Annotated in this window: 22 protein-coding genes and 1 riboswitch; of the genes, 17 read left to right on the top strand and 5 right to left on the bottom strand. The window is 41.4% G+C overall.

Annotated elements, in window-relative coordinates:
* Positions 1-60 precede the first annotated feature (60 nt).
* From ACWF5P_RS04590 to ACWF5P_RS04525, 14 genes are all read left to right on the top strand, one after another.
* The gene (locus ACWF5P_RS04590) at positions 61-1,371 is read left to right on the top strand and encodes an O-acetylhomoserine aminocarboxypropyltransferase/cysteine synthase family protein (RefSeq protein ID WP_202190602.1); all 1,311 of its coding nucleotides are present in this window, start codon (positions 61-63) and stop codon (positions 1,369-1,371) included.
* Positions 1,372-1,486: 115 nt separating this feature from the next.
* Positions 1,487-1,599, top strand: a riboswitch (SAM riboswitch).
* A gap of 153 nt (positions 1,600-1,752) precedes the next feature.
* Positions 1,753-2,787 (top strand): methionine ABC transporter ATP-binding protein, encoded by a 1,035-nt coding sequence (locus tag ACWF5P_RS04585; RefSeq protein ID WP_101223657.1) that lies wholly within the window; start codon positions 1,753-1,755, stop codon positions 2,785-2,787.
* Positions 2,780-3,448: a methionine ABC transporter permease gene (locus ACWF5P_RS04580; protein WP_101223656.1), complete on the top strand. Its 669-nt coding sequence runs from the start codon at positions 2,780-2,782 to the stop codon at positions 3,446-3,448. Before ACWF5P_RS04585 ends, ACWF5P_RS04580 begins: the two co-directional genes overlap by 8 nt.
* 15 nt (positions 3,449-3,463) lie before the next feature.
* Positions 3,464-4,300: a MetQ/NlpA family ABC transporter substrate-binding protein gene (locus ACWF5P_RS04575; protein WP_434168054.1), complete on the top strand. Its 837-nt coding sequence runs from the start codon at positions 3,464-3,466 to the stop codon at positions 4,298-4,300.
* A gap of 1,393 nt (positions 4,301-5,693) precedes the next feature.
* A complete protein-coding gene (gene sufC / locus ACWF5P_RS04570; protein ID WP_034310141.1) occupies positions 5,694-6,479 on the top strand; it encodes a Fe-S cluster assembly ATPase SufC in 786 nt (261 codons plus the stop codon).
* A 15-nt stretch (positions 6,480-6,494) separates the two neighbouring features.
* Positions 6,495-7,796 (top strand): Fe-S cluster assembly protein SufD, encoded by a 1,302-nt coding sequence (gene sufD, locus ACWF5P_RS04565; protein ID WP_101223653.1) that lies wholly within the window; start codon positions 6,495-6,497, stop codon positions 7,794-7,796.
* Positions 7,796-9,025, top strand: coding sequence for a cysteine desulfurase (locus ACWF5P_RS04560; protein ID WP_101223652.1), 1,230 nt, complete (start codon positions 7,796-7,798; stop codon positions 9,023-9,025). Before sufD ends, ACWF5P_RS04560 begins: the two co-directional genes overlap by 1 nt.
* Entirely contained in the window at positions 9,015-9,443 is a 429-nt protein-coding gene (gene sufU / locus ACWF5P_RS04555; RefSeq protein ID WP_034310148.1) for a Fe-S cluster assembly sulfur transfer protein SufU, read from the top strand. Before ACWF5P_RS04560 ends, sufU begins: the two co-directional genes overlap by 11 nt.
* Before the next feature lie 55 nt (positions 9,444-9,498).
* Positions 9,499-10,896, top strand: coding sequence for a Fe-S cluster assembly protein SufB (gene sufB, locus ACWF5P_RS04550; RefSeq protein WP_034310152.1), 1,398 nt, complete (start codon positions 9,499-9,501; stop codon positions 10,894-10,896).
* Between the two features lie 189 nt (positions 10,897-11,085).
* Positions 11,086-11,934 carry a DUF72 domain-containing protein gene (locus ACWF5P_RS04545; protein ID WP_260358861.1) on the top strand — a complete coding sequence of 283 codons (849 nt, stop codon included), beginning with the start codon at positions 11,086-11,088 and terminating at the stop codon, positions 11,932-11,934.
* An 84-nt stretch (positions 11,935-12,018) separates the two neighbouring features.
* Positions 12,019-12,846, top strand: coding sequence for a sulfite exporter TauE/SafE family protein (locus ACWF5P_RS04540; protein ID WP_101223650.1), 828 nt, complete (start codon positions 12,019-12,021; stop codon positions 12,844-12,846).
* Positions 12,847-12,862: 16 nt separating this feature from the next.
* The gene (locus tag ACWF5P_RS04535; protein WP_434168053.1) at positions 12,863-14,248 is read left to right on the top strand and encodes a 5'-nucleotidase C-terminal domain-containing protein; all 1,386 of its coding nucleotides are present in this window, start codon (positions 12,863-12,865) and stop codon (positions 14,246-14,248) included.
* A gap of 61 nt (positions 14,249-14,309) precedes the next feature.
* Positions 14,310-14,612 (top strand): YunC family protein, encoded by a 303-nt coding sequence (locus tag ACWF5P_RS04530; RefSeq protein ID WP_101223648.1) that lies wholly within the window; start codon positions 14,310-14,312, stop codon positions 14,610-14,612.
* 176 nt (positions 14,613-14,788) lie between these two features.
* Complete coding sequence (locus ACWF5P_RS04525; protein ID WP_427573638.1) at positions 14,789-15,886, top strand: HD-GYP domain-containing protein; 1,098 nt, start codon at positions 14,789-14,791, stop codon at positions 15,884-15,886.
* Positions 15,887-15,908: 22 nt separating this feature from the next.
* Here the strand turns inward: ACWF5P_RS04525 and yunB are convergent, their stop codons facing one another.
* Both yunB and ACWF5P_RS04515 read right to left on the bottom strand, forming a co-directional pair.
* Entirely contained in the window at positions 15,909-16,658 is a 750-nt protein-coding gene (yunB, locus tag ACWF5P_RS04520; RefSeq protein ID WP_101223646.1) for a sporulation protein YunB, read from the bottom strand.
* 86 nt (positions 16,659-16,744) lie between these two features.
* Entirely contained in the window at positions 16,745-17,734 is a 990-nt protein-coding gene (locus ACWF5P_RS04515; RefSeq protein ID WP_397315513.1) for a M23 family metallopeptidase, read from the bottom strand.
* 187 nt (positions 17,735-17,921) lie between these two features.
* Here ACWF5P_RS04515 and lipA point away from each other — a divergent pair, with 187 nt between their 5' ends.
* Positions 17,922-18,836, top strand: a complete 915-nt coding sequence (gene lipA / locus ACWF5P_RS04510; RefSeq protein WP_063234033.1) for a lipoyl synthase — start codon at positions 17,922-17,924, stop codon at positions 18,834-18,836.
* Positions 18,837-18,874: 38 nt separating this feature from the next.
* Here lipA and ACWF5P_RS04505 read toward each other — a convergent pair whose 3' ends face one another.
* Positions 18,875-19,537 (bottom strand): YhcN/YlaJ family sporulation lipoprotein, encoded by a 663-nt coding sequence (locus ACWF5P_RS04505; RefSeq protein ID WP_434168052.1) that lies wholly within the window; start codon positions 19,535-19,537, stop codon positions 18,875-18,877.
* 113 nt (positions 19,538-19,650) lie between these two features.
* On the opposite strand from ACWF5P_RS04505, the gene ACWF5P_RS04500 reads away from it, so the two are divergent.
* Complete coding sequence (locus ACWF5P_RS04500; RefSeq protein WP_101223644.1) at positions 19,651-19,926, top strand: YutD family protein; 276 nt, start codon at positions 19,651-19,653, stop codon at positions 19,924-19,926.
* A 31-nt stretch (positions 19,927-19,957) separates the two neighbouring features.
* Here the strand turns inward: ACWF5P_RS04500 and ACWF5P_RS04495 are convergent, their stop codons facing one another.
* Both ACWF5P_RS04495 and ACWF5P_RS04490 read right to left on the bottom strand, forming a co-directional pair.
* Positions 19,958-20,245 (bottom strand): cytosolic protein, encoded by a 288-nt coding sequence (locus tag ACWF5P_RS04495; protein WP_434168051.1) that lies wholly within the window; start codon positions 20,243-20,245, stop codon positions 19,958-19,960.
* Between the two features lie 70 nt (positions 20,246-20,315).
* The gene (locus ACWF5P_RS04490) at positions 20,316-20,582 is read right to left on the bottom strand and encodes a DUF3055 domain-containing protein (RefSeq protein WP_098371475.1); all 267 of its coding nucleotides are present in this window, start codon (positions 20,580-20,582) and stop codon (positions 20,316-20,318) included.
* A 426-nt stretch (positions 20,583-21,008) separates the two neighbouring features.
* Here ACWF5P_RS04490 and ACWF5P_RS04485 point away from each other — a divergent pair, with 426 nt between their 5' ends.
* Positions 21,009-21,446, top strand: coding sequence for a DUF86 domain-containing protein (locus ACWF5P_RS04485; protein ID WP_101223642.1), 438 nt, complete (start codon positions 21,009-21,011; stop codon positions 21,444-21,446).
* The last annotated feature ends 6 nt before the right edge of the window (positions 21,447-21,452 follow it).

Genomic DNA, 21,452 nt, shown 5'->3' with positions numbered 1-21,452 from the left:
TTTATAAAAGGCCAGACATCATATAATTCCAACTAAATCCATAGAAAAAGGTGAAATCATATGTCAGGGAAAAAATTGCGTTTCGAAACATTGAGTGTTCATGGCGGTCTGCAAGCTGATGAAACAGGTGCACGTGCAGTTCCTATCTACCAAAGCAATGCATACTTGTTCAAGGACACCGACCATGCAGCGAATTTATTTGGCCTAAAGGAGAATGGCTATATATATTCACGACTCCATAATCCCACGATCAGCGTTTTTGAGGAAAGAATGGCCTTATTGGAAGGCGGAATCGGCGGATTGGCAACAGCAAGCGGAATGGCTGCCATCTCACTTTCAATCCTGAATATTGCCGCTGCAGGGGATGAGATTGTTTCAGCATCTACATTATATGGCGGTACGTATAACCTTTTTGAAAATACTCTTCCTAAATACGGGATTAAAGTGAAGTTCGTTTCTCCTGATGACCCTGAAAATTTCAAAAGGGCGATTACGCCAAGAACTAAAGCCATTTTTGCTGAAACCATCGGAAATCCAAGTTTGAGGGTGCTTGATATTGAAGCGGTAGCGAAAATCGCCCATGATGCCGGAATACCTTTAATCATTGATAATACCTTTGCGACACCGTATCTATGCAGACCAATTGATTTTGGAGCGGATATTGTCATCCATTCCGCTACAAAATGGCTTCTGGGAAATGGAACTACGCTTGGCGGTGTCATCGTGGATGGAGGGAAATTCGATTGGAACTCGCCAAATTACCCTGGCTTCACAGAGCCTGACCCAAGTTACGACAATCTGGTATACGCCGAGGCAGTTGGACCTGCCGCATTCATAACGAAAGCCCGAGTCCAGTTACTCCGTGATTTAGGACCTGCGCTAAGTGCCCAAAGTGCATTCCAGTTTACGCTGGGACTTGAAACGCTGCATGTAAGGATGAAAGAGCATCTATCAAACACCAAGTCTGTCATTAAATATTTAAAAAACCATCCTGCGGTGACTTGGGTTTCACATCCTGGTGATGAGGATCATCCCGATAAAGCCCTTGCGGAAAAATATTTGCCAAAGGGAGCTGGATCTGTTGTGACTTTTGGGATACAAGGTAATCGAGAAGCTGGGGCAAAACTTATCAATTCGGTGGAATTATGGTCCCATGTAGCGAATGTTGGGGATGCGAAGAGCTTGATCATCCACCCAGCCAGTACGACCCATCAACAATTGAATGAGGCAGGTCTTGCGAAAGCGGGTGTGAGTGCCGACCAAGTCCGTTTATCGATTGGGATTGAAAATGTAGAGGATTTAATAGAAGATTTGGAGCAGGCAATTGAAAAAGCGACGAATATAGTCTCCTTGACATCCAAAACGGTTTAAGTAAAGTTTCTGTATGCTTGTACTAGAAATATTATACATTGCACTCCTTTTTTATCTATGATAAAATTTCTCCATACTAAAGAACTTAATGATGTACAAATATTCTATATATTAGCTCTTATCAAGAGAGGTGGAGGGATGTGCCCGATGAAACCCGGCAACCGACAAGGAGATTTCCTTGGAAAGGTGCCAATTCACACAAAGTTTAATCACTTTGGAAGATGAGAGGAAGGCCTGTTTCTTCACCTGCCTTTCTGCTCATGCAGAAAGGTTTTTTCTGTTTTAATTGGGTAAACTTTTACATGATATGAGAAACAGACTAATAATGTAGAGAAATCAACTAAGTTCATAGGTTTTATTGGATAAAAGAGGTGAGGGTTAATGATTACATTGACGAAAGTCAGTAAGCTGTTCCGAACAGGAAAAGGAAACAGTGAGACAATCAAGGCTGTAAATAATGTGAATGTTGAAATAAATAAAGGCGAGATTTTCGGTATCATCGGTTACAGTGGAGCGGGGAAAAGTACTTTGATCAGAATGCTCAATGGATTGGAAACACCAACAGAGGGATCTGTTGTAGTTGCTGAGAAGGAAATTTCAAAAATTAAAGGGGCTCAGCTCCGCAAGGCCCGTCAAGAAATCAGCATGATTTTCCAACATTTCAATTTATTATGGTCGAGGACCGTTCAGGAGAATATATCTTTCCCATTGGAAATTGCAGGAGTTTCTAAACCTGAGCGAACCAAGCGTGTGAACGAATTGATCAAGTTAGTAGGATTGGAAGGCAGGGAAAAGGCCTATCCATCACAATTAAGCGGAGGGCAAAAGCAAAGGGTGGGAATAGCCAGGGCTCTGGCAAATGACCCTAAAGTGCTGCTGTGTGATGAAGCGACTTCTGCCTTGGATCCGCAGACTACCGACTCCATACTCGAATTGCTTGTTGACATCAATCAGCGTTTGGGGTTGACGATCGTCTTGATAACACATGAAATGCATGTGATCCGCAAAATCTGCCATCGCGTCGCCGTGATGGAAAGTGGGCAAGTTGTTGAACAGGGACCTGTCCTGGATGTTTTCAAGAACCCTAAAGAACAAATGACGAAGCGTTTCGTGCAACAGGTAACGGAACCGGAAGAAACGAAAGAAACGATGGACCATTTGCTCGAACGCTATCCTGCAGGCAAAGTGATTCAATTGACCTTTGTAGGCGATCATGCCGAAAGCCCGTTGATCACCAAGCTTGTACGTAACTTCGAGTTGGATGTCAATATCGTTCAAGGTAAGATATCCCAAACAAGAAGCGGTTCATATGGAACATTGTTTATCCATCTTGATGGCACTGAGGATGAAATGCTCCGCGCAATCGAATTCATTAAAGCACAGCAGGTAGGCGTGGAGGTGATTACTCATGCTTGAAGAATTATTGCCGAATGTTGATTGGGAAGACATTATTGAAGCTACGAGGGAAACGCTTTACATGACAAGCGTCTCTGTAGTGGCAACCTTTTTTATAGGCATAATATTAGGATTGATCCTGTTCCTGACAGGGAAGGGTAATATGTGGGAAAACCGGGCAGTCAACGGGATCATGAGTGCTGTCGTCAATATTTTCCGTTCCATTCCATTTCTTATTTTGATCGTGCTGCTCATTCCTTTCACTAAAGCGCTAGTCGGTTCCATGATCGGAGAGAACGCTGCACTGCCGGCACTTATTATCGGTGCGGCACCATTTTATGCGCGTATGGTAGAAATCGGCCTTCGTGAAATCGATAAAGGTGTAATTGAAGCTGCTAAATCGATGGGAGCAAAAACGAGCACGATCATTTGGAAGGTCCTTCTTCCAGAGTCAATGCCTGCCCTTATTTCTGGGATTACGGTAACATCGATTGCATTGGTTGGATATACCGCAATGGCCGGGGTCATCGGCGCAGGCGGGCTTGGTAATCTAGCCTATTTGGACGGCTATCAAAGAAATCAAAATGACGTTACACTAGTGGCGACCATCGTTATTCTAATTATCGTCTTCATAATTCAAATTATTGGAGATGTGATTACATCTAAATTGGACAAAAGATAAAGGGAGATGAATAGGATGAAAAAGTTTTTAGGATTTGCATTAATTTTAGTGTTGTCTATCGCTTTGGCTGCTTGTGGAAGTGAAAAGGATAAAAGCGGCAGTGATACGGAGAAAGAATCGAAGAAAATAGTTGTAGGGGCATCCAATGTTCCTCATGCTGAAATCCTTGAGGAAGCTAAGCCGCTTCTTAAAGAAAAAGGAATCGAATTGGAAATCGAAACTTTCCAGGACTATGTTTTACCGAATAAGGCGTTGAATGATAAGGAATTGGATGCTAACTACTTTCAACATATTCCATATTTAGAGGGGCAAATTAAAGAAAATGGATATGACTTCGTTAATGCTGGCGGAATCCATATCGAGCCGATTGCTCTATATTCACAAAAATATAAAAGCATTGATAAACTTCCGGAAGGCGCAACAATTATTATGAGCAGCTCTGTTGCTGATCATGGGCGCGCTTTATCCCTTTTGGAAAAGAATGGCCTGATCACTTTGAAAGAAGGCGTCGATAAAACGACGGCTACAACTAAAGACATCGTTGAAAATAAGAAAAACCTTAAATTCGATGCTGATTATGAAGCGGCCCTGCTTCCTAAAATTTATGAGAGTGGCGAAGGCGATGCAGTCTTGATCAACTCCAACTATGCAATTGACGCCGGTTTGAATCCGCTTGAAGATTCGATTGCGATTGAAGATTCGGAATCTCCATATGTGAATGTCATTGCCGTAAACAAAGGTGACGAAAATAAAGAAGCAATAAAAGCGCTTGTAGAAGTATTGCATTCTAAAGAAATTCAAGATTTCATTCTTAAAGAATACAAAGGTGCAGTTGTACCGGCGGATAAATAATTCAAGAATGGCGACCTGATTTAACTCAGGTCGCAGTTTAAAAACAAAAAGGTTTCGGAATGGTCTCATTCCGAAACCTTTTTGTTTTTATTTTGGATTTGAACCGATAATAGCCCTCTTTATTTGTTGTTGAGTGCCGATGGACAGAGATAACAACCAAAACGCTCATATTACACATAGCCATGGTTGCGGAATCTGCGTCAAAAGCTTCAGGTTTTCCAGCTTTCTTAATCACTTGTTCAATCAGAGGCTCTTAATACGAGTATTTCCGGGTGTTACTATCGTCCCATCACAAATCCGTTACGGTCTTCTGACGCATAAATGAATAAGCGAGCTGGTTTGTCCGTTCAGCTTTTACATAATGCGTCGCTCGTAATTTTTTCGGACTTAGAGAAGTGAGGCACTTCATTTTGAAAACATTAGGTGAAAGTGATTCTATCTGATTGTTTAGACTTAGTGGATTGGAACGGAAGGTACGAGACTCCTGCGGGAAAAGCGAGTCAAGGGAGACCCCGCAGGCGCAAAAGCACCGAGGAGGCTTCCGGACCGCCCGCGGAAAGCTAGTGCCTGAAGTGGAAAGTAACGTTCAAATTTTGAAACCTAAAAACCTAAAAAACTGTACAAACTCATTGATGATCCAGTTTGTTTTAGTCTGCGGCTTAATTTAATTCATTTCATGTTTAATCAGGAAAGGAAAGGGTATAGAGATAATGCAGGTAATAAAATGATACACAAATTTGAAAGGATGGTTCACTATCAATACTCTGGATTTAAATGTAACAAGCGAAATGGAAAAGGCGATGCAGTCTTCACATGGGATTGGCTACAGTGAGTACAGTAGAAACTTAGACCTCCGTATTGAGGTTGAGAAAGAACGGGATAGGGAACATGTAAAGTGCAACAAAATGGTCCAGGACCTACAACGCAAAATTCACGGCTAAGCATATAAAAGAATTCTTTAAAAGATCGGTCTGTAGAGGTAAAATGGAAAGTGGTCCATAAAATAAGGGTTTCCTTATTGGATAAACTTACATAATACCTGACAGTCCGATTTTTTTCTTTTTAAAGCGGAACGTTCATACCTTGCAATCGAATTCTTCGAACATATATTAATAAGGACGAAGATTTGCCGAATAATAAGATAATTTTAACAAAAACTAAAATAAGTATGATTATGCAGTAAATAGGCTATATCTGTTAGTATAGTAAGAATTGGGACAGGTTTTTAACATGGAAGAAGTGGAAACCCTATCTATTTAGTTGATTCCAAATTGGATTTGTTATAAAATTGGAATGAGAATAAAGTGAGAATGCTTTTACGGAAATTATAGTGATAGAAAGTAATCTTTACTTTCTGGTAATAAAATTGGAATTAGTTCACGGAGGTATTATTATGTCAGCTTCTACATTAACGGTTAAAGATCTTCACGTATCAATTGAAGGTAAAGAGATTTTAAAAGGGGTAAACCTTGAAGTTAAAGGTGGAGAAATCCATGCGATCATGGGACCAAATGGAACTGGTAAATCCACTTTATCATCAGCAATCATGGGTCACCCTAAATATGAAGTAACGAGCGGAAGCATCACATTCGATGGTGAAGATGTATTGGAAATGGAAGTCGACGAGCGCGCTCGTGTCGGTCTATTCCTGGCTATGCAATATCCAAGTGAAATCAGCGGTGTTACAAATGCTGACTTCTTACGTTCTTCCATTAACGCACGCCGTGAAGAAGGCGATGAAATTTCATTGATGAAATTCATCCGTCAAATGGATCAAAAAATGGAATTCCTTGAAATGGATGAAGATATGGCGCAACGCTATTTGAATGAAGGTTTCTCCGGCGGAGAGAAAAAACGCAACGAGATTCTTCAATTAATGATGATCCAACCTAAAATTGCAATCTTGGATGAGATTGATTCAGGTCTAGATATCGATGCACTTAAAGTCGTTTCAAAAGGAATCAACGAAATGCGCGGAGAAGACTTTGGATGCTTGATCATCACTCACTACCAACGTCTATTAAATTACATCACTCCTGATTTTGTACATGTAATGATGCAAGGACGCGTCGTAAAATCAGGTGGTCCTGAACTTGCTGCCCGCTTGGAAGCGGAAGGTTATGATTGGATCAAACAAGAATTGGGCATTGAAGACGAAACTGTTGGCGAAGAAGCGTAAGTAGGAGGATTTGCAATGACTACAGAAACGAAATTACCGTTTGAACAAGAGGATATAAGCTCCTATTCAACTAAAAATAATGATCCAGCTTGGCTATCCGAGCTTCGGATTCAAGCGTTTTCTGAATTAGAAAAGCTCCCGATGCCCAAGCCGGATAAAACGAAGATCGATAAATGGAATTTTACTTCTTTCCAGAACCATACGGTTGAAAGTGAAGCTTTTGCCTCTTTAGAGGAGCTTCCGGAAGAAATAAAATCCATCATTGAAGAAAATGAAAACTTATACATTCAACGCAATAATACGCCGGCACATATCAATCTGTCAGCAAACGTGAAAGAGCAAGGCGTCATCTTTACAGATATTTTAACAGCTGCTCGTGACCATGCTGAGCTTGTGCAAAAATATTTCATGAAAGATGGCGTTAAAATAGATGAACATCGTTTAACGGCACTTCATGCTGCATTAGTTAATGGGGGGGCATTCCTTTATGTTCCGAAAAATGTAGAAATCAAAGAGCCGATTCAATCGGTATTCCTGTTGGATAATCCTGATACTACACTTTTCAACCATGTCTTGATCGTAGCGGAAGATAATAGCTCTGTCACATATGTAGAGAATTACTTCTCAAGCGTTGAGTCTAACGAAGGGATTGCCAACATCGTAACGGAAGTATTTGCAAATGCGAATGCCAAAGTCGAATACGGAGCGGTCGATACCCTTTCAAAAGGCTTTACGACATACGTTAACCGCCGTGGAGTGGCAGGACGTGATGCTCGTATTGAGTGGGCGCTTGGCCTTATGAACGACGGAAATACGATTTCAGATAATACAACATATCTAATGGGCGATGGATCTCACGGAGATACAAAAACAGTTGTAGTCGGACGCGGGGAACAAAAGCAGAACTTCACGACTGCCATCATTCATTATGGCAAACGCTCTGAGGGCTATATCCTTAAGCACGGTGTCATGAAAGACGCCGCATCCTCCATTTTTAATGGAATTGGGAAAATAGAGTATGGTGCTACAAAGGCCAATGCCGAACAAGAGTCACGCGTTTTGATGTTAAGTGAAAAAGCGCGCGGAGATGCCAATCCGATCCTCTTGATTGATGAAGATGATGTAACGGCTGGTCATGCTGCTTCCGTCGGCCGTGTCGACCCGCTTCAACTGTATTATTTAATGAGCCGTGGTATTACAAAGAAAGAAGCAGAAAGACTTGTCATTCACGGATTCTTGGCCCCTGTTGTTAACCAGCTTCCAATTGAGGGAGTTAAAAAACAATTAGTAGCGGTCATTGAAAGGAAAGTACAGTAATGAACCCATACGAAATTCGTAAGCTTTTTCCAATATTAGATCAAGAAGTCAATGGTCAGCCATTAGTTTATTTAGATAGTGCTGCAACCTCTCAAAAGCCGGCTGCAGTGATTGAAGCGATTGAGCAATATTACCGCGGATACAACTCGAATGTTCACCGCGGAGTGCATACACTAGGAACAAAAGCTACGGATGCGTATGAAGGTGCTCGTGAAAAGGTACGTAAATTCATTAATGCTTCTTCTACAGAAGAAATCATCTTTACCAGAGGCACAACGACTGCTTTGAATACTGTAGCAAGAAGTTACGGTGGTGCAAATATTAAAGAGGGTGACGAGATCGTCATCTCTTACATGGAGCATCACAGTAATATCATTCCGTGGCAGCAGCTTGCCAAAGAAAAGGGCGCTGTATTGAAGTATATTCCGCTTCAAGAGGATGGCACGATTTCCCTTGACGATGTGAGGGCTACAATTACGGAAGCAACGAAAATCGTGTCCATCATGCAGGTTTCGAATGTACTTGGTGTTATCAATCCTGTGAAGGAGATTGCAAAAATTGCCCATGATCATAATGCTGTTATGGTAGTCGACGGGGCACAGAGCACGCCGCATCTAAAAGTGGATGTCCGTGATTTGGATTGTGATTTCTTCGCCTTCTCAGGTCATAAAATGGTCGGTCCAACAGGTATCGGCGTATTATATGGCAAGAAAGACCTTCTTGAAAAAATGGAACCGATAGAATTCGGCGGAGAGATGATTGATTTTGTAGGTTTGTATGAGTCTACATGGAAAGAACTCCCGTGGAAATTCGAAGGCGGTACCCCAATCATTGCCGGTGCAATCGGCATGGGGGCTGCAATCGATTTCTTGGAAGAAATCGGTTTGGATAATATTGAACGGCATGAACATAAGCTCGCCGCATATGCAATGGAGAAAATGTCAGCAGTTGAAGGGCTGACTATATACGGTCCTAAAGATGCAGAAAAGCGTGCGGGTGTAATTACCTTTAATATTAATGACGTACATCCACATGATGTCGCTACCGTTCTTGATGCAGATGGAATTGCTGTTCGTGCCGGTCATCATTGCGCACAACCATTAATGAAATGGCTTGACGTATCAGCGACAGCAAGAGCAAGTTTCTATCTATATAACACGGAAGAAGATATTGATAAGCTTGTGTCCGGGCTTGTTAAAACGAAGGAGTATTTCAGTAATGTCTTTTGATAACCTAGATACACTTTACCGTCAAGTCATTATGGATCACTATAAGAAACCGCGTAATAAGGGCATGCTAGAAGATGGAAGCATGACAATCGATATGAATAACCCAACTTGCGGCGATCGGATTCGGTTAACGATGAAAATCGAAGATGGCAAGGTCAGCGATGTTAAATTCGATGGTGATGGTTGTTCGATATCCATGAGTTCAGCTTCCATGATGACTCAAGCCATTAAGGGCAAAGACGTTGATACTGCTCTAGCTATGTCCGAGACTTTTTCCTTAATGATTCAGGGAAAAGAATACGACGATGAGATGGACCTTGGGGATATCGAAGCCCTTCAAGGCGTTTCCAAATTCCCTGCACGAATCAAGTGTGCTACCCTGGCTTGGAAAGCCATGGAAAAGGGATTGAAGGAATAATTAAATTAAAATGAGCTGTTGTAATTCAGCCATTTGAAATGGAGGAATACGAGCTATGGCAAAGAAAATGCCTGATATCGGCGATTATAAATATGGTTTTGCGGATAAAGATGTTTCCATTTTCCGTTCAAAGCGTGGTCTGACAAAAGAAATCGTGGAAGAGATTTCTCGAATGAAGGATGAACCGCAATGGATGCTTGATTTCCGTTTGAAATCATTGGAGCATTTTTACAACATGCCAATGCCTCAATGGGGCGGCGACATGCAGAGTCTTAACTTTGATGAAATCACATACTATGTTAAGCCATCAGAGAAATCAGAGAAGTCTTGGGATGAGGTTCCTGATGAAATCAAACAGACTTTTGATAAATTGGGAATTCCTGAAGCTGAACAAAAATACCTTGCTGGCGTATCTGCTCAATATGAATCAGAAGTGGTTTACCATAGCATGAAAGAAGAATTGGAAGACTTGGGTATCGTGTTTAAAGATACGGACTCAGCACTTCGTGAAAATGAAGATATCTTCCGTGAGCACTTTGGAAAAACGATTCCGCCAACTGACAATAAATTTTCGGCATTGAACTCGGCAGTTTGGTCAGGTGGATCTTTCATCTATGTACCAAAAGGCGTTAAAGTGGATACTCCGCTTCAAGCATATTTCCGGATCAACTCTGAAAACATGGGTCAATTCGAACGTACGCTAATCATTGTTGATGAAGGCGCATCCGTTCACTATGTGGAAGGTTGTACAGCTCCTGTTTATACAACTAACTCCCTTCATAGTGCCGTTGTCGAAATCGTCATCAAGAAAGATGCTTACTGCCGTTACACGACGATCCAAAACTGGGCAAACAACGTGTTTAACCTGGTTACGAAACGTGCCGTTTGTGACGCAAACGCAACAATGGAATGGATTGATGGTAACATCGGTTCTAAACTGACAATGAAATACCCTGCTGTCATCTTAAAAGGTGAAGGTGCACGAGGTATGACATTATCGATTGCCATTGCCGGCAAAGGCCAACACCAAGACGCTGGAGCAAAAATGATTCACCTAGCGCCAAATACATCTTCAACGATTGTATCAAAATCAATTTCTAAACAGGGCGGTAAAGTAACATACCGTGGTATCGTTCATTTCGGACGTAAAGCGGATGGAGCTCGTTCCAACATTGAATGTGATACATTAATCATGGATAATCAGTCTACATCCGATACAATCCCTTACAATGAAATCTTGAACGATAACATTTCCCTTGAACACGAAGCGAAGGTTTCCAAAGTATCAGAAGAACAATTGTTCTACTTGATGAGCCGCGGAATTTCTGAGCAAGAAGCAACGGAAATGATCGTAATGGGCTTCATCGAACCATTTACAAAAGAACTTCCAATGGAATATGCGGTTGAAATGAACCGTCTGATCAAGTTCGAAATGGAAGGCTCCATCGGATAATAACCGACTGGCCTGCCTGTAAGGCGATTTAGAATAACCATTCATACAAAAGCCTGCCGGGTCTGACTGGCAGGCTTTTTGTTTTGATATTCGTCACCTTTATACCAAAGATTAGATATGGCTCAATAAGGGTAAAAATAACAATAGAAGTCAGGAAAAGGGGCCTGTCCCGAGGGAGTGATGATGCAGATGATTTATGTTGGTGTGACCGGTTGGGGAGATCATGATAGTTTGTATCATGGCGGTGTGTCTCAACGTGATAAGCTTAAAGAGTACGGAGCTCATTTTCCCATTGTGGAGGTGGATGCCTCTTTTTATGCAGTCCAGCCAAAGAGGAACAGTGAAAAGTGGGTATCCGAGACGCCTGCATCATTCCAGTTTGTCGTTAAAGCTTATCAAGGGATGACAGGACATCAACGTGGGGAAATCCCATTTGAAAGTAAGAAGGAAATGTTCAAGGCATTTTGCGACTCTCTGGAGGCTTATCAGAAGTCCGGAAAGCTCGCGATGGTCTTATTTCAGTTTCCGCCATGGTTTGATTGTAAACGTGAAAATGTAAATTACCTGCGATGGTGCAAAGCTGAAATGGGCGATATCCCAGCGGCCATAGAATTTCGGAATCAAAGCTGGTACAGATCTAACGTAGTCCAGCAAACTTTGGATTTTATCGAAAAGGAAGGCTGGATCCATACTGTATGCGATGAGCCTCAGGCTGGAGAGGGATCCATTCCAGTCGTTTTGCAGGCCACCGATAAAGATAAAACCCTGATACGCTTTCATGGCCGTAACCTGCATGGTTGGCAAAGGCCTTCTTCGGGTGATAATTGGCGTGAGGTCAGGTACTTATATCGATATAATCAGCAGGAATTGACTGAATGGGTGGAGAAAATCAGGATATTGGAAAAGGAATCCAAGGATATATATGTCCTGTTCAATAATAATTCAGGCGGAGATGCCTCCGATAATGCCAAACAAATGATTGAGTTGCTTGGTATAGAATATGAAGGACTGGCTCCTAAGCAGCTTGGTTTGTTTTAAGAGGATATATATAATTAAATAAAGAGATATTGTGACAACTAGTAGAGGTTATATCCTCACAAACAGGTAAAGGCGGATTTCTACATGGTATGGTTAGTATTAGTGGGTATTGGATTATTTGCGGGAGCGATCGGAGCTCTTGTCGGTCTTGGAGGCGGCATCATCATTGTACCTTCTCTTTTATATTTAGGTACATCTACAAATATTATCGATGAGCTGACTCCTCAGGTCGCTGTAGGTGTTTCAACCGTAATCATGATTTTTACCGGCTTATCTTCTACTTTATCTTATTTAAAACATAAAGTGGTGGATTATAAGGCCGGCTTAATCTTTTTTATTGGCAGTGCGCCTGGTGGAATAATAGGGGCATATGTGAATAAAAATCTTAACGCCGAAGCTTTTTCATTGTACTTTGGTATTTTCATGGTTTTCATGGCCATTGTGTTATTAGTGAAAAATCGTTTGAAGCCAATGCTTTTCAAGCCTGGAAAAGGGAAAATAGTGAAAACGTATGAAACTGAAAATGGACATTCATTTTCTTATGGTTATCACCCCGTGTTAGCTGTATTGATTTCCTTTGTCGTGGGATTCAGCTCCGGATTATTTGGAATTGGCGGTGGGGCCTTAATGGTTCCCGTCATGATGCTACTTTTCTTCTTCCCTCCGCATATGGCTGTAGCGACTTCGATGTTCATGGTATTTTTATCATCCATCACTAATTCGATTACCCATATTTCCCTTGGAAATGTTAATTGGCCATATGCTTTTGCCCTGATTCCGGGTGCTTGGTTCGGTGCTAAATTGGGCGCATTCATCAATACGCGCCTAAAGAGTGCGTCGCTGGAAAATATGTTGAAAATAGTGCTGATAATCATTGGTTTACGTCTTATATACCAAGGTATTACAGGATAAACGAGGAGGAGAAATGATGTCAGAAATCATTCATTTATATCACACCAATGATCTCCATAGTCATTTTGAGAATTGGCCTCGTATTGATAAGTTTCTTAAAGAAAGAAGAAAACTTCATCAAGAAACGGGAGAAGAAGCGATCATACTGGATATAGGCGATCATGTGGACCGCTGGCATCCATATACAGAAGGTACGTTAGGTAAAGGAAATATTGAGCTGCTGAATGAAGCGGGCTACCAATATGTGACCATCGGCAATAATGAAGGGATCACTTTACCTCATGATGCGTTAGACTCCTTATATGATCATGCAAGGTTCAAGGTCTTGGCAGCCAATATTTATTACAGTGATAATGAAAGGCCGGAATGGGCGCTGCCATATTGGATACATACAACGGTAAAAGGCACCAGAATCGCCCTGATAGGTTTGACAGCCTTTTTTCAAAAGTTTTACTCTGCGATGGGCTGGGAAATAACAGAACCGTTCGTGGAGTTAAAGGCACAGCTTGAAAGGGTCAAAACAGAGGCGGATGTAATCATCATCCTTTCCCACCTGGGCATCCATGATGATGAGAGGATGGCAGAGGACTTTCCGGAGATTGACATCATACTTGGCGCGCATACCCACCACATTCTCCACCAGGGGAGATTGATCAATGACACACTCCTTTGCGGTGCCGGGAAATATGGCTTCTTTGTTGGACAGGTGGAAATGACCGTCAATCAGGAAAGGGAAATTAGCCAGAAGAGTGCCATTCTTTATGATACCAATGACTTTTTGGAATTGGAGAATGAACGGTCATGGATTGAAGAGATATACCAGGCCGGAGGGGAAACGCTAAAACAGGTTGCAGTGGACTTACCAAAAGCACTGGATAATGATTGGTTCAAAGTAAGTCCTTTGACGGAAATCCTAGGGGAGGCCCTAAGGGAGTGGAGTCAGGCGGATTGTTCCTTTTTGAATGCAGGCCTCTTGCTTGAAGGGCTGCCGGACGGTCCTGTCACAAAAGGGGATATTCACAGAATCTGTCCACATCCCATCAACCCTTGCGTCGTTGAAGTTAATGGGAATGAATTAAAAGAAATCTTAATGCAATCGAGAAATGCGGAATGGCCACATATTCAGGTGAAAGGTTTCGGTTTCCGCGGAAACATAATGGGAGTCATGCATTATGATCAAATTGAATTTAACGAAATGGAGAATGGTATCGTAAAAGGGATTCTTATAAAAGGAGAGAAACTGCAGGCGGATAAGTCCTATAAACTGGCCATACCTGATATGTTTACATTTGGGCACTTCTTTCCAAGTATCCAGCGCTCCAATCGCAAGAAATACCTGCTGCCGGAATTCTTACGGGATATCCTTTTATGGAAGCTGAAAAAAATATACACAAACGCCTAACGCTAAATCACGGTTTCGCCCTTTTTTTCATAAAGTATGGGGAAGAGAGGGGCGAAACCAATTGATTAACATGATACCAATAATTCTTGATAATCATACATTCCTAGCCATTTCTGTCCGACTTCCAAAAACGAATTTACTTGCTGTCGCGTCCGAAAAAGGGTATATAATGTGCGGTGCGTTAGATGTTGGACTGCTGAATGATAAATTGAAACATCGTAAAATCCTTGCAGGGAGGGCTACAGGAGTTAAATCGATTGAAGAGTTATTGGAAGCGCCGCTTGAATCGGTTACCTGGGAGGCTGTGGAAAAGGGCATTCATCCGGGAATGATTGGTAAAGAGGCATTAATCAAAATGATTTGAAAAGGTGGGCTTTCTTTTTTTTAGAAGGGGGCCTTATTTTTTTATTTTAAAATGCTGATATTCTTTCAATAAATATATTCAAACAGATTCATTTATCAAAATATTTTCCGATAATCTTTATAAAGGAAAGAAACGGTTTGATTTACAAATATTTAATGGGGAGATGGGGTACAAGTATGAGGCTAGCTATTACAAAGTCCCTAAGCCCTGGAGCAAGGCTCGGTAAAAACATCTATAATGAGCGGGGCCATGTCCTATTGTGCGAGGGCCTTACATTAACGCAGAAAATGATCAATCGACTGGTGTCCCTTAATATACCCTTTGTTTACATTCAAGATTCCAGGACGGATGACATCATTCCAATGCCCCCAGTGTCCGGGAAACTTAGAAGAGAAGCCGTTAATACGATTGAAACCACTTTCCTGGACATAAAGAACAAAATGAACCTTGATGGATCATTCACGATAGAGCAGGCTAACGTCAAGTTCACTCAAATAGTCCGGAACATCATGGACGAGCTGAAAAGGAATAAGGAGTTAATGACTTTATTGGCCGACGTTTATACATACGATGACTATATCTTTACTCATTCCTTCAATGTGACCTTATATACCCTGGCGATCGGGATGGAATTGAATATCAATAATAAGAATCTTGAAATTCTTGGGCTGGGGGCGATTTTACATGATGTCGGCAAAATGCTCGTGCCTTTGGAAATCCTCCATAAACCCGGCAAACTGACGGAAAAGGAGTTTGAACAAATCCAAAAACATGCCGATTACGGATTTCATCTAATCAAAAATGTTCATACCGTTTCACTTTTAGTTGCGAACTGTGCCTATCAGCATCATGAAAGGTTAGATGGATCTGGATATCCCCGTGGGATAAAGGGGGATGAAATCCATTATTTCGGCAAGATCATTGCCGTTGCCGACGTGTTTGATGCCGTTACTTCCAATCGGGTTTACCGTAAGGCCATGCTGCCGCATCAAGGTTTGGAAGTTCTTTATGCCGGAGTCGGGAAAAAGTTCGACAATACGATCATCGAGGCTTTCCGCCGGGCGGTTGCCATTTATCCTAATGGTCTATCAGTAGAATTGAATGATGGAAGGAAAGGAGTAGTATCCGCTCAAAATGAGGGGATTGGTGACCGCCCCATGATAAGGATACTGGAAGAAGATGGGGAGCGGATAAAAGAGCCCTATGAAGTGGACTTGAATAAAAACCTGCATTTGCTTATCATGAAATGTCTAAATATACAAGAACCAGCCTAACCTCAAGGATAAGCTGGTTTTGTCATTCCTTGTTTTCCTTCATGATCGCAGGTGCCACCGAACCGTTTCCGTTACTAAAATAGCTTGGAACATCACCTTCGATCAACAGGCTTCCGACTGTCACTTCCTGACTCACCTTGGTCTCCTTTGTGAAAGAGGGGATGACGATTTGAATATTGACATCAAAATCCACAATCAATTCATAATAAACATTATTGATGCCTGCGTTTGTCAGTTTTGTCCTCAAATCCGATTCAACATTCCCGATGACCGACATTTTCACTGGGATTTCTGGTCCGTAATTGGAAAGGAGGTTATTCCCGGTCACAACACCAAATGGTATATAATAGACCACACTTTTATATTGTTCATCGTTTATTTTGGCTGAACCTGTTTTAAAAGGATTTCCCTGTTTGATGCCAAGTTTCTTTTGAATATCCTTCGTTATGTTAGCCCGCAATTCACTGTATATGACCGGATTGAAGCTATAGGAGGAACTGGAGTCCTTACCACCCTTATTGTTGGTGATGATTTTGTTCATATCGACCTTGGCTATATTTTCATCAACCGATTCATGAATCGTTTCCGTTGCAATCCGTTTGATTTCATATTCGGCTACACTCATGATCACGGGTTCGATTGATTTGTCCACGTACCAAAGAGTCATGATGCTTGATATGATAAACAGGATGAATGAATAGAGAAATACTTTTCGGGTGGGAAGAGGCCCCTTTTTTCGGAATTTCTTCGGTCGAAATCTTTTTCGGAACACGCTTTAGCCCCCTTTACTAATACCTATGCATCAAGTTCAGGGGTTTATGTTGAAATCAAAAAAAAGCAGCGTAAAATTCACGCCGCTCACTTTCGTTTTTTAGCCAAATCTTTCCTTTCCCATAATTTTAAATAAGGGTAAGGATCAAAGCTCCATTCTGTGATTCCATTGTCTTTGTACATCCCGTAATGAAGATGCGGAGGGAATTTTCCCGAAGTTCCCGGAGGACCGTAACCTGTACTGCCGACACCTCCGATGACTTGTCCGGGCTCGACGATTTGTCCGACTTTCAACCCTTTGGCAAAGCCGCTTAAATGGGCAAAGTAATGATAGGTATTATTTAAATCCCGTATCCCTATCCTCCAACCGCCGAATTTATTCCAGCCTTTCATCTCGATGATTCCATAGCTGGTGGAACGAACGGGAAGGCTATAATCGGCAAAAATATCAGTGCCCTCATGGATTCTCCTTCCGCCCCATCCACGAGCGCTTCCCCATGTATTCAAGTACGTATAATGAGTCCGTACGGGAACAGGGAAGGCCTTTTCATGTAAATCCAACCGGCCATATTTCTTATAAATCTCGGCATTGCCGATAATGATGCTGACTGCTTTATCTCGTTTATAATAATCCCACAAGCCGATCCGGATATTATCTTCATCTGCACCATAAGATTGGAGATGCTTCGAAAAAGCATACAATCGATCGGTATCATTATTGATATCTGCTTTTCCATCACCATTTCCATCCTGGCCCAATCCGTCAAAAAATGTGATCGTGAGCGGGTTCACGTCATTTAAGTCAGGATTGAGGGCCCCGCTCCACTTTGAAGGCTCGATGTGGATGCCTATTAAACCCTTTGCCGGCTCTAAGTCCCTTCGTGCAGCCCTGAGGCTATGCTCATATTGATCTGCTCCAGCAAGGTAATACCACGGGATTTGGAGAGTAGCCTCCATATTTTTATATAGCTCCATTCTCCCGGGATAAGCATCTGGGGTATCGGCAGCATCAGCCACTTGGCCTGGTGCATTCAAAATTAACAAACAAGTTATGGTAAGAAGGAATAATTTATTCAACGGGGCAGGCTCCTTTCATGACATTCTCCGTAATTAAAATACATCAGTCCATCCATCTTTTATAGTTTTGCTGATTTAGCTATAAACATGAAAAATAAATAATGGGAAACCAACTATAACTTGTATAAATGCTTTTTTATTGTTAAAGTAGGGTGTGTTAATTTCTATAGAATGGAGTGGCATTTTCATGTCTTCTACAAATAAAGAAATTCTTCGTAAACCAGATTGGTTGAAAATAAAGCTTAATACTAACGAAAATTACCTCGGTTTAAAAAATATGATGCGCGAGAAAAATCTTCATACAGTCTGTGAAGAGGCAAAATGTCCGAATATACACGAATGCTGGGCAGTGAGAAGAACGGCTACTTTCATGATCTTAGGTGAAATCTGTACAAGGGCATGCCGTTTTTGTGCTGTTACAACTGGACGTCCGAATGAATTGGACTGGGCTGAACCTGAGCGTGTTGCCGATTCCGTTGTTTTGATGAATTTAAAGCATGTCGTCATTACAGCTGTTGCCCGTGATGATTTAAAGGATGGAGGCGCTGAAGTTTTCGCTGAAACAGTCCGTGCGATCCGTCGCAAAAATCCATTTACTTCTATTGAAGTATTACCGTCTGATATGGGCGGAGTGTTTGAAAATATCAAGACATTGATGGATGCTAAACCAGATATCCTTAACCATAATATAGAGACTGTCAGAAGTTTATCCGACCGTGTACGGGCTCAGGCCAAGTACGAACGTTCTTTGGAGCTTTTAAGAAGAGCCAAGGAACTGTATCCGGAAATCCCGACAAAATCCAGTTTAATGGTAGGTCTGGGTGAAACGCGGGAGGAAATCCTTGAGACCATGGATGACCTAAGGGCTAATAATGTCGATATCATGACAATCGGCCAGTATTTACAGCCGACTAAAAAACATTTAAAGGTGCTGAAATACTATACGCCTGAGGAATTTGCCGAACTGAAAGAACGTGCATTGGAAAAAGGCTTCAGCCATTGTGAATCCGGTCCGCTTGTCCGTTCATCCTACCATGCCGATGAACAAGTTAATGCTGCGGCTAAACATAAGCAAAACAAAGGTGAAGAATTATTGAAATAGAGAAATAAAGGACCGAAAAAAATTCGGTCCTTTTTTATTCAACGGTTATCCATTTTTTGATGGATGTTATCATGATGATCTCTTTTATCGTTAACCATTTCTCCATTTTCATTTTCTGCGTCACTCATTTTGTATCCTTGAGGCGATTTCAGCATTTCTTTGATCGTTTGTTCGATCGTATAGTCAATCCCTTTGCTGCCGGATTTCACTGTAGCGAAATTTTCGACATCTTGGGCAAGGTTTTGATAATCATCACTGACGTAGACATGATAGTAGCGAGGCACGACGGACATGGCAGTACGTTTAACTTGGTCGGCGGTTTCCGTCCGATCCTTGTCATTGGTATCATATACGACAAGTACTTCCTCATCAGTAACGAGTGTAGCGGCGTCATTGACATTTGGAATTTGAACACTAAGTTTTGAAATGACATCAGACAATTGTTCACGGTCAATGGAAGCAGCTTTGTTGGAAATGTTACGGCCGTCAATGGTTGCACTATTGGTGCGAGTAAAACCAAAATCATCACTTTTGTTGTCATTATTACGATAATCCTCATCATAATATTGAGTTGGATTATTTACGTTTGTTGGGTTGCCTGCATTGTTTTTTGCACCGAGCCCCTGGTCTTTTTCTTTATCAGCACATCCGGTTAGTGCAATAATCGAGCTTAAACCTATCGTTATTATCGTTTTTTTCATCAATAACACCCCCGTAACTTTAGGATGAACATATTTCTCTATTTTTCGCTTAGTAATTGATGGGGAATCAGTTATAATTTAAAGAAGAAATGTATTTATGAGAGGTGAAAACAATGATTACCATCAATAACATGACCTACGAAATAATTGAAGATGAAAGGGAAGGCTATAACGAAGAAGCGTTTAAAGCCAGATACAGTGAGATTTTAACGAAGTATGATTATATAGTAGGGGATTGGGGTTACGGACAATTGAGGCTGCGTGGATTTTTTGATGATTCCAATCAGAAAGCGACCTTCGATACAAAGATAAGCACGCTTAGTGAATATTTATATGAATACTGCAATTTTGGCTGTCCTTATTTCGTCGTGAAGAAAGTAAAGAAATAAAAAGGCCAGAATTCACTCTGGCCCTTCCACGTTAAGAGTTACCATATCCTTTATATGGAGGCTGTTCATCTTTTTCTGGATCATCATGTGTCGGATGAGCACCAGGATATTGTCGAGGTAAGCCTTCATGCAACGATTTATTTTCATAATTGAAGGCACTTTGATATCGTTGCCCTTCCTGCCACGGTGTGTTTTTATTCTGGACTGGTTCATCTTTTGCAATGGCTGATCCAAAAGGTCCTTCGGGAAATTCTTCAGGAATTAAATAATCCCTCTGTTTTTCGACATTGGAAAAATCGTGGTATTCTTCTTTGTCCAAGATAATCCCCCCTCATGTAATCGATCTTACATTCAGTAGGTTTTCCCGTTTAAGAAAAAAACTTCAGCACTCAGACGATTTCCATTAAAAAGTGACGCAGTTCCTCGGCTTCCGCTTCTGACAACTGAAAGGCGTGCTCAAGATAGCCTTCCTCTTCTAAATCATCAGGCCCAATAATCGCGAAACGGTTACTCTGCATATTCAAAACAAGCTTCTTTCCATAAAACCGATCGGTAGTCGTAATGGCCAAATCGAATCTTGATTCCTCTCCCATGAAGCTTATGAACCGGGTTTTTGAATCAACGACGTCATTGTATAAATAAAAACGATCTTCCATAGTCTCATTCCCTTCTTATCTTCACATTTGTATTTCCATCATAACAAAGTGACTTCAATAGGGGAACAGACATTTTTCTGGGCTGCCGAGTGTAGAAATTAATCCCTCCCCATGATGCTTCAGAACCTCGAGCAATCATTGCGTTATCGATTAGATGAAAGTGGTTAAGAATATAAATGGAATCATGAATTGGTTTTCTTGGAGTGGACGTCGGAAAATGCCCCCTCCTGTGAAAAGGCAATGTGTAAGTCAATGCACCTGTTAGTAATTGGATTGTACAATGGTTGGGGTTGAAGGAATTGAGAGTAAGGGAGAAGCTATGGTATTATCAAGGAATAAGGTTGGTTCGGCACAGGGTCTTAACTATGCCGCTCATTCAACCAATGATTCCCTATATCATCTTAGATCAGAAAGGATCTGGAAATAATGTACTTTGTAGACCGCCAAAAAATTGAACAAATATTAGGTTTTCTTGAAAAGCAGCTTGGACTTTTTGAAGGGCATGATAATTGGGATGGAGACCTTTCGGAACTTATCGCAGAAAGGCTCATACAAACTTCCATCGATTCCGTGTTGGATGTAGGAAATGCGGTAATTGATGGTTTCATTATGCGTGATCCAGGAAGTTATGAAGATATTATCGATATCCTTCAAGATGAAAAAGTGATTTCAGAAGAAAAAGCGATACAATTCAAAAAGGTTTTGCCATTAAGGAAAATGCTGGTTCAAGACTTCATTGAAGTGAATCACAAAGAACTGCATGCCGTATTTTCGGAAAATATCGAGGCATTCAAGCAATTCCCTGATTTGGTGAGGAACTATTTAACAAATGAATTGGGACCTGTATCAGCTTTTAAAAACTAGCAGCGT

The sequence above is a fragment of the Peribacillus sp. NPDC055009 genome (assembly GCF_053608705.1).
The sequence above is the reverse complement of the archived record's forward strand: the minus strand, read 5'-3'. Positions and strand labels throughout refer to the sequence as shown.

Excerpts from the sequence above, each read along its gene's own strand:
- sufC (WP_034310141.1), top strand. The coding sequence starts at position 5,694 with ATGTCAGCTTCTACATTAACGGTTAAAGATCTTCACGTATCAATTGAA.
- ACWF5P_RS04500 (WP_101223644.1), top strand. The coding sequence starts at position 19,651 with ATGATTACCATCAATAACATGACCTACGAAATAATTGAAGATGAAAGG.
- sufD (WP_101223653.1), top strand. The coding sequence starts at position 6,495 with ATGACTACAGAAACGAAATTACCGTTTGAACAAGAGGATATAAGCTCC.
- ACWF5P_RS04575 (WP_434168054.1), top strand. The coding sequence starts at position 3,464 with ATGAAAAAGTTTTTAGGATTTGCATTAATTTTAGTGTTGTCTATCGCT.
- ACWF5P_RS04535 (WP_434168053.1), top strand. The coding sequence starts at position 12,863 with ATGTCAGAAATCATTCATTTATATCACACCAATGATCTCCATAGTCAT.
- lipA (WP_063234033.1), top strand. The coding sequence starts at position 17,922 with ATGTCTTCTACAAATAAAGAAATTCTTCGTAAACCAGATTGGTTGAAA.
- ACWF5P_RS04490 (WP_098371475.1), bottom strand. The coding sequence starts at position 20,582 with ATGGAAGATCGTTTTTATTTATACAATGACGTCGTTGATTCAAAAACC.
- ACWF5P_RS04485 (WP_101223642.1), top strand. The coding sequence starts at position 21,009 with ATGTACTTTGTAGACCGCCAAAAAATTGAACAAATATTAGGTTTTCTT.
- sufU (WP_034310148.1), top strand. The coding sequence starts at position 9,015 with ATGTCTTTTGATAACCTAGATACACTTTACCGTCAAGTCATTATGGAT.
- ACWF5P_RS04585 (WP_101223657.1), top strand. The coding sequence starts at position 1,753 with ATGATTACATTGACGAAAGTCAGTAAGCTGTTCCGAACAGGAAAAGGA.
- ACWF5P_RS04560 (WP_101223652.1), top strand. The coding sequence starts at position 7,796 with ATGAACCCATACGAAATTCGTAAGCTTTTTCCAATATTAGATCAAGAA.
- ACWF5P_RS04580 (WP_101223656.1), top strand. The coding sequence starts at position 2,780 with ATGCTTGAAGAATTATTGCCGAATGTTGATTGGGAAGACATTATTGAA.
- ACWF5P_RS04545 (WP_260358861.1), top strand. The coding sequence starts at position 11,086 with ATGATTTATGTTGGTGTGACCGGTTGGGGAGATCATGATAGTTTGTAT.
- ACWF5P_RS04540 (WP_101223650.1), top strand. The coding sequence starts at position 12,019 with ATGGTATGGTTAGTATTAGTGGGTATTGGATTATTTGCGGGAGCGATC.
- ACWF5P_RS04525 (WP_427573638.1), top strand. The coding sequence starts at position 14,789 with ATGAGGCTAGCTATTACAAAGTCCCTAAGCCCTGGAGCAAGGCTCGGT.
- ACWF5P_RS04505 (WP_434168052.1), bottom strand. The coding sequence starts at position 19,537 with ATGAAAAAAACGATAATAACGATAGGTTTAAGCTCGATTATTGCACTA.
- sufB (WP_034310152.1), top strand. The coding sequence starts at position 9,499 with ATGGCAAAGAAAATGCCTGATATCGGCGATTATAAATATGGTTTTGCG.
- ACWF5P_RS04590 (WP_202190602.1), top strand. The coding sequence starts at position 61 with ATGTCAGGGAAAAAATTGCGTTTCGAAACATTGAGTGTTCATGGCGGT.